Genomic DNA, 6,653 nt, shown 5'->3' on the forward strand with positions numbered 1-6,653 from the left:
TCACCGTTTTCCACCGGCCGCGAACTGAACGACTCCGCTGAACCCCATGCGACGCATGCGGGCGACAATGTTTTCCGGCACGGTTCCGGGGCGGAAAAGGAAGGCCCGCGCCGAGCCGGTATGGGCGATGGCGAAACCGAGTGCTCCGAACGACGCTGCAAGCCGGGCGGTCGGGTCACCCACAGGGCCGCGCAAGGCGAGGGTGCGTTCGGCCGAGGTGGAGGCGATCCCGGCCAAGGCCGCTGCATCGCCCCCGCGTGCTGCCGCCCGCCAGGGAGAGATCAGGTCGGAAACATCGGGAAAATCCATATCCCGCGGATCGGTGCGGCGATGATCGCCGTAGAACCCGCCGACGATGTCGAACCGCGGGATCGGCGGCAGGCGGCTGAGAACCTCGGCGCGGCGCGAGGCCCAGAGCAGACGCTCGGGCATGCCGAACATCAGCGGGTCGCTCGCCCCCTCGGCCATGACGCAGGCCCGTGCAAGTGCGGGGGGCGGTACATCCGCGCCCGCCAGCCGGGCCAATGCCACGAGCGAGGCGGTCGAAGCCCCTGCCCCGCCGCCCGCTGGCATATTGGCCGACAAAACAACCCGGCCCGACAGCTTCAGACTTAGCCGGTCCAGCACATCAATCGCCCGCGCCGGTGTCAGCAGCCTTTGCCCCGATCCGTGGATCGACAGACCCGGCCCCGGCAGATGCCAGGCCTCAACCGCAAGAACCGGGCAAGGCAGCGAGATCAGCACGACCGGCCCCGACGGCCCAAGCCGCCCCTGCATCAATTCCCCCAGATGCCCGGCAACCCGGACCGCGCCCTGCTTCATGCCGCCACCCAGTTCACGGTGCCGACTGACCAGCGGCCATCGCCAACAGCGTTCAGCCGGGTCAGCGACAATGGGGCTACCTCAAATCCAAGGGCAGCGGGGATCGACCCCAATGCCAGCGCCAGCGCCGCCCGCACCACCCCGGCATGGGCGACGATGGCCACGCGTCCGCCATGCGCGCGGGTCAGCACAGGCGCAATACGGGCGCAAAGATCGGCAAAGCTCTCGCCTCCCGGCGGGCAATGTGCCGCCAGTTCCTCGGGCGAGATCGGTCCAAGGTCGGGCAGATCGGCGAATGCCCGGCCCTCCCAATCGCCGAAATCCTGTTCCCAAAGCGCTGCGTCAGTCTCCGGCTCTGCCAGATCGGGCCAAAGCGCCCCTGCGGTCTGACGACAGCGCAGGGCCGGACTGACCAAGATCCGGCCGGGCCTGCCGATCTGGTCGCGCAATGCAGCGATACGGACTGCATCGGAACAATCAGCGGGAACATCGGTCCGGCCGCAGAGCCTGCCGCCATGAATCGCGGATGCATGCCGGATCAGCATCAACTCTGTCGCCCCCTCGCCCTTCACTGTCGGATTCTCCCTTTCACGCGCGGCCCGTTTCTGCTTTGTCATCGCGCCATGGGCAAGACGATACTCATCACCGGCGGGGCGCGATCCGGCAAAAGCGGCATCGCCGAGACGAAGACGCTCGGTCTTGGCCCGCGCGCCATCTATATCGCCACCGCCGAGGCGCATGACAGCGAAATGTCGGACCGCATTGCCACCCATCAGGCGCGGCGCGGGGACGAATGGGTGACCCATGCCGAGCCGCTTGACGTTGTCGGGGCGCTGAAGGCCACGGACGGACAGGGGCCACGGCTGCTTGATTGTCTGACGCTGTGGCTGTCGAACCTGATGTTTGCCGGGCGCGACTGGCAGATGGCCGGGCGCGATCTGGTCACAGCCCTGCCTTTGCAAAGTGACCCGGTGGTGATCGTCACCAACGAGGTTGGCGGCGGCATCGTGCCTGAAAACAAGCTGGCCCGGGAGTTCCGCGATGCGGCCGGGCTTCTCAATCAATGGGTGGCGGCAGAGGCGGACGAAGTCTGGCTTGCCGTCGCCGGCCTACCCCTGAAAGTGAAATGACATGAGCTTGCCGCGCCTCACCGCCCTTTCCGACATTGTCAAACTGGCCGATAGTTTGCCCGAGGCCGACAAGGCCGCCGCAGACGCGGCGCGCGCGCGGCAGAATTCGCTGACCAAGCCGCCGGGATCTCTGGGACGGCTGGAGGAACTGGCGGAGTTCATGGCGACATGGCGCGGCACCGCCCGGCCCGAGATCTGGAAGGCGCAGGCCTTGGTCTTCGCGGGCAATCACGGCATCTGCGCGCAGGGCGTGAACCCCTATCCGCAGGAAGTCACCGCGCAGATGGTCGCGAATTTCGAAAACGGCGGCGCGGCGATCAACCAGCTTTGCGCGGCGAACGGGGCCGAACTGTCGGTCTTCGCGCTGGATCTCGACCGGCCGACGGCGGACTTCACCGAAGGCCCCGCCATGTCGGAAACCGACTGCCTCGACGCGCTCTGGCAGGGCGCTTCGGCGGTCGATGAGGGCGCCGATATCCTGATCCTTGGCGAAATGGGGATCGGCAATTCGACCGTCGCTGCTGCGCTGGCGACGGCCTGTTTCGGTGGCGACGTGGCCGAGTGGACCGGGCCGGGAACAGGCTCTGACAAGGCCGGAATCGCCCGCAAGATCGACGCAATCGAACGTGGGCTGAAGCGGCATGAGGGTATCATGGGGGACGCGCCCGCGATCCTCGCCGCCCTTGGTGGGCGCGAGCAGGCAGCGATCTGCGGCGCGGTTCTGGCCGCGCGGGCGGCGCGCATTCCGGTGATCCTCGACGGCTTCATCTGCACCGCCGCTGCCGCTGTGCTTTACGCCACCGACATGCGGCTTCTGGATCATTGCCTTGTCGGCCATGCCTCGGCCGAGCCGGGTCACCGCAAGCTTTTGACCGCAATCCACAAGCGGCCGGTACTGGAGTTCGACATGCGGCTCGGCGAAGGCTCGGGCGCGGCTTTGGCGCTGGGTATCATACGGTCGGCGCTGGCCTGCCACAACGGCATGGCGACCTTTGGCGAGGCGGGGGTGTCGGAGGCATGAGCCCCGCGCGCTCAGATGAGGTCCGGCTGGCCTTCATGCTGCTGTCGCGTCTGCCCGCTGGACGGATCGACGGTGAGCCGCCTTCCATGGCAGCCTCGTCCTGGGCATGGCCCCTCGTCGGTCTCGCGATCGGGCTGATTGCCGCCCTTGCCTGTGGCCTCGGTCTCTGGATCGGCCTGCCCCCCCTGATGGCGGCGCTTCTGGCGCTCGCCGCAGGCGTATTGGCCACGGGCGCGATGCATGAGGACGGGCTCGCGGACCTTGCCGATGGGTTCGGCGGTGGGGGTGACCGGGACCGCAAGCTTGAGATCATGCGCGACAGCAGGATCGGCTCTTACGGTGTCGTCGCCCTGATCCTCGCTCTGGCTTTCCGCGTCACGGGCATCGCGACGCTGGCCGAGGCCGGTTCGGCCATGGCCGCGCTGATTGGCATTGCAGCGGCAAGCCGGGCGATGCTGCCTGCTGCGCTTCTTCTGATGCCTGCCGCGCGCAGCGATGGTCTGGGCAAATCGGCGGCGGGTGACGATCCGACGCCTGCCATGATCGCCGGAGGGATCGGGTTTCTCTGCCTCCTGCCGCTCGGGCCTGGCACTGCGATCCTCACCGGTTTCGCGATGGTCCTCACCGCCCTGATCCTTGCCGGCATCGCGATGCGCCAGATCGGCGGCCAGACCGGCGACGTCATGGGCGCGATGCAGCAGATGGCCGAGATTGCGGGTTGGGCGGTTCTGGCCGCAATGGTTTGATCAAACGGGTGACAATATTGGCTAACGTCTCTCATTTATCCGCTTCCAATTTGATCAAATTTGCGGGATAAGAGCGCGTCATCAGGAGTGACGCCATGGCCCGCAAACCCGCCCTTATCGCCGGAATCGACAAGACCCGCCTGAAAGCCGTTGCCAAACGCGAGGCGGAGGCTTTCTCCGCCGCCCGGCCGAAGACGAAAGCTGCGCTTGATACGGGCGCGGGCAGCTATCTCGATCAGGTGCCGATGCACTGGATGAAGGATTGGCCAATGCCCTTCCCAATGCTGGTGGCCAAGGCGGAAGGGGCACGGCTGACCGATATCGACGGGCATGAGGTCGATGATTTCTGCCTCGGCGATACCGGGTCGATGTTCGGTCATTCACCCGCGCCCGTCGCCAAAGCGATCCGCAAACAGGCGCGGAACGGGCTGACCTATATGCTGCCGACCGAGGCAGCGTTGGAGGCAGGCCGCCTCCTGACCAAGCGTTTTGGCGACTTCAAATGGCAGATCGCGACGACCGCGACCGATGCCAACCGCTTCGCGATCCGCGTCGCCCGCGCAGTGACCGGCAAGCCCAAGGTGCTCGTGTTCAACGGCTGCTATCATGGCACCGTCGATGACGCGATGGTCGAACTGGCGAACGGTCAGACCATCACCCGCCCCGGCCTGACCGGGCAGGTCACCGATCTGACCACACTCGCTGCCTGCGCGGAGTTCAACGACCTTGCCAGTGTCGAGGCGGCACTGAAGACCGGAGAGATCGCCGCGATCCTGACCGAGCCGGTGATGACCAATTCCTGCATGGTGCTGCCCGAACCGGGCTTCCATGACGGTCTGCGCAAGCTTGCGACAACGTATGGCGCACTGCTGATCATCGATGAAACCCATACGATTTCCTCGGGCCTTGGCGGCTATACCGGTGTTCACGGGCTGAACCCCGATATCTTCGTCGTCGGCAAATGCGTGGCGGGCGGGATGCCGACCGCCGTCTGGGGCCTCAGGCCCAAAGTCGCCAGGGACTACATCCACTACAATGCCGGGCGCGCCCCGGGACATTCCGGAATGGGCACGACACTTTCAGCGAACCCGATGCAGTTCGCGTGCCTGACCGCCACCCTCTCGCATGTGATGACGGCCAAGGCCTATGCCCGCATGGAAACGGGCGCTGAAAGGCTCTGTTCCGGCCTGAAACGGGTGATCGAAGCGCATGGCGCACCCTGGCATGTGGTCCGCGTTGGCGCCCGCGTCGAATTCATCTGCGCCCCCGGCCCGCTAAGGAACGGCACCGAAGCCGGTCTGGCCCATATGCCCGAGGTCGAGGCGACCCTACACACATCCCTGCTCAATCGCGGTTGCCTGATCGCGCCCTTTCACAACATGATGCTGGTCAGCCCGGCGACCAAGAACCGACAGATCGACCGCCTCATCGCCGCTTTTGACGACATCCTGACCGAGCTTTTTGCCTGAGGACCATCATGACCAATCCCTGCCCCTCGGGCGCGACACTTGCCGAGGCCGAAGACTTTCTGGCCGCCCATCCGGAGATTGAAGCCGTGGATATCGTGCTGCACGATTCCAATGGCATCGGACGTGGCAAGATCATCCGGCGACACGAACTCCTGTCGCTCTACAAATCCGGGCGGCATATGCCGATTTCGATCCTTGGCCTTGATATCTGCGGCGAGGATGTGGATGAAACCGGCCTCATCTGGGATCAGGGCGACGGCGATCTGCGCGCCTGGCCCATTCCCGGCACGTTGAAGGCCCTGCACAACACCACCCCGCCACGCGCCGAAGTGCTGATGTCGCTTTACGAGCTTGATGGACAGCCTATGACCTCGGACCCCCGCCACGCGCTGCAACGTCAGGTCGACGCTTTCGCGAAACGGGGCCTCAAACCCGCCGGGGCGTTCGAACTGGAGTTCTTCCTGCTCGCCAGGGATCGCGGCCTCGACGGCAAGGTCCGCCCCGCCGCCGATGTCCTTGACGGTCGCGACAGCCACAAGACCGAGGTCTATTCCGTCGATCACCTTCACGGGATGCTGCCCCTCTTCTCCGACATCTATGCCGGGGCCGAAAAGGCCGGGATCAAGGCGGAAACCATGATCTCGGAATACGCGCCCGGCCAGTACGAGCTGACGCTGCATTACCGCGAGGATGTGATGCAGGCGGCTGACGACCTGATGCGGCTGAAGCGCATTGTCCGGGCGCAGGCCCGCGCGCGTGGGGTTGTCGCCTGTTTCATGGCCAAGCCGATTGCCGACTACGCAGGCTCAGGCATGCATTTCCACGTCTCGCTGATGAACGACAAGGGCGAAAATGTCTTTGCCGAAAAGCCCGGTGCAGGCTGGACAGACACGCTTCTGCACGCGCTCGGCGGGCTGCGCGCGACGATGGGCGAGGCGATGCTGGTCTTCGCGCCGCATCTGAATTCCTGGCGCCGGTTTGCCAATCAAAGCTATGCGCCGGTCTCCACCAGCTGGGGCGTCAACAACCGCTCGGTTGCCTTGCGTGTGCCCGCGGGCGACGTCAAGGCGCGGCGGATCGAACACCGCCCCTCAGGTGTCGATGCCAACCCCTATCTGGTGGCGGCGACGGTGCTGGCGGGCATCCTGCACGGGATCGACCATAAGATCGACCCGGGACCGGAGACCACCGGAAACGGCTATGCCGAAGACCCGGACGGCCCGGCGATTCCGCGCGACTGGAAGTCGGCGATCGAGGCGGCGCAGGGTTCGGACTTCCTGAAATCGGCCTTGGGCGAAGATATGCACCGCACCTTCACCGCCGTGAAAGCCGCCGAATATGCCCGCGTGGCCCGCACGATTTCCGAGGTGGATTACGACCTTTACCTGCACACGGTTTGACGCGAATTCCGGGCGGACTGACATCGCCGACTCCGCGCTCATATACCCGTTTATCACTGCTGACG

Annotated in this window: 7 protein-coding genes; 5 read left to right on the forward strand and 2 right to left on the reverse strand. The window is 65.5% G+C overall.

Annotated features, from left to right (window positions below; genetic code table 11):
• Window positions 1-822 (reverse strand): propanediol utilization protein, encoded by an 822-nt coding sequence (locus WBB85_RS15115; protein WP_432639429.1) that lies wholly within the window; start codon window positions 820-822, stop codon window positions 1-3.
• The gene (locus WBB85_RS15120) at window positions 819-1,394 is read right to left on the reverse strand and encodes a histidine phosphatase family protein (protein WP_432639430.1); all 576 of its coding nucleotides are present in this window, start codon (window positions 1,392-1,394) and stop codon (window positions 819-821) included. Before WBB85_RS15120 ends, WBB85_RS15115 begins: the two co-directional genes overlap by 4 nt.
• Before the next feature lie 51 nt (window positions 1,395-1,445).
• On the opposite strand from WBB85_RS15120, the gene cobU reads away from it, so the two are divergent.
• The 5 genes from cobU (at window position 1,446) to WBB85_RS15145 (ending at window position 6,588) form a co-directional block, all read left to right on the forward strand.
• A complete protein-coding gene (cobU, locus tag WBB85_RS15125) occupies window positions 1,446-1,952 on the forward strand; it encodes a bifunctional adenosylcobinamide kinase/adenosylcobinamide-phosphate guanylyltransferase (RefSeq protein WP_432639431.1) in 507 nt (168 codons plus the stop codon).
• Between the two features lies 1 nt (window position 1,953).
• On the forward strand, window positions 1,954-2,973 hold the full coding sequence (gene cobT / locus WBB85_RS15130) for a nicotinate-nucleotide--dimethylbenzimidazole phosphoribosyltransferase (RefSeq protein ID WP_432639432.1): 1,020 nt from the start codon (window positions 1,954-1,956) through the stop codon (window positions 2,971-2,973).
• Window positions 2,970-3,719, forward strand: coding sequence for an adenosylcobinamide-GDP ribazoletransferase (gene cobS / locus WBB85_RS15135; protein ID WP_432639433.1), 750 nt, complete (start codon window positions 2,970-2,972; stop codon window positions 3,717-3,719). Before cobT ends, cobS begins: the two co-directional genes overlap by 4 nt.
• A gap of 95 nt (window positions 3,720-3,814) precedes the next feature.
• Window positions 3,815-5,188 carry an aspartate aminotransferase family protein gene (locus WBB85_RS15140; protein ID WP_432639434.1) on the forward strand — a complete coding sequence of 458 codons (1,374 nt, stop codon included), beginning with the start codon at window positions 3,815-3,817 and terminating at the stop codon, window positions 5,186-5,188.
• Between the two features lie 8 nt (window positions 5,189-5,196).
• On the forward strand, window positions 5,197-6,588 hold the full coding sequence (locus tag WBB85_RS15145; protein WP_432639435.1) for a glutamine synthetase family protein: 1,392 nt from the start codon (window positions 5,197-5,199) through the stop codon (window positions 6,586-6,588).
• Window positions 6,589-6,653: the final 65 nt, after the last annotated feature.

This window comes from Albidovulum sp., from assembly GCF_049646345.1.
Lineage (GTDB): Bacteria > Pseudomonadota > Alphaproteobacteria > Rhodobacterales > Rhodobacteraceae > Albidovulum.

Excerpts from the sequence above, each read along its gene's own strand:
- WBB85_RS15115 (WP_432639429.1), bottom strand. The coding sequence starts at position 822 with ATGAAGCAGGGCGCGGTCCGGGTTGCCGGGCATCTGGGGGAATTGATG.
- cobU (WP_432639431.1), top strand. The coding sequence starts at position 1,446 with ATGGGCAAGACGATACTCATCACCGGCGGGGCGCGATCCGGCAAAAGC.
- cobT (WP_432639432.1), top strand. The coding sequence starts at position 1,954 with ATGAGCTTGCCGCGCCTCACCGCCCTTTCCGACATTGTCAAACTGGCC.
- cobS (WP_432639433.1), top strand. The coding sequence starts at position 2,970 with ATGAGCCCCGCGCGCTCAGATGAGGTCCGGCTGGCCTTCATGCTGCTG.
- WBB85_RS15140 (WP_432639434.1), top strand. The coding sequence starts at position 3,815 with ATGGCCCGCAAACCCGCCCTTATCGCCGGAATCGACAAGACCCGCCTG.
- WBB85_RS15145 (WP_432639435.1), top strand. The coding sequence starts at position 5,197 with ATGACCAATCCCTGCCCCTCGGGCGCGACACTTGCCGAGGCCGAAGAC.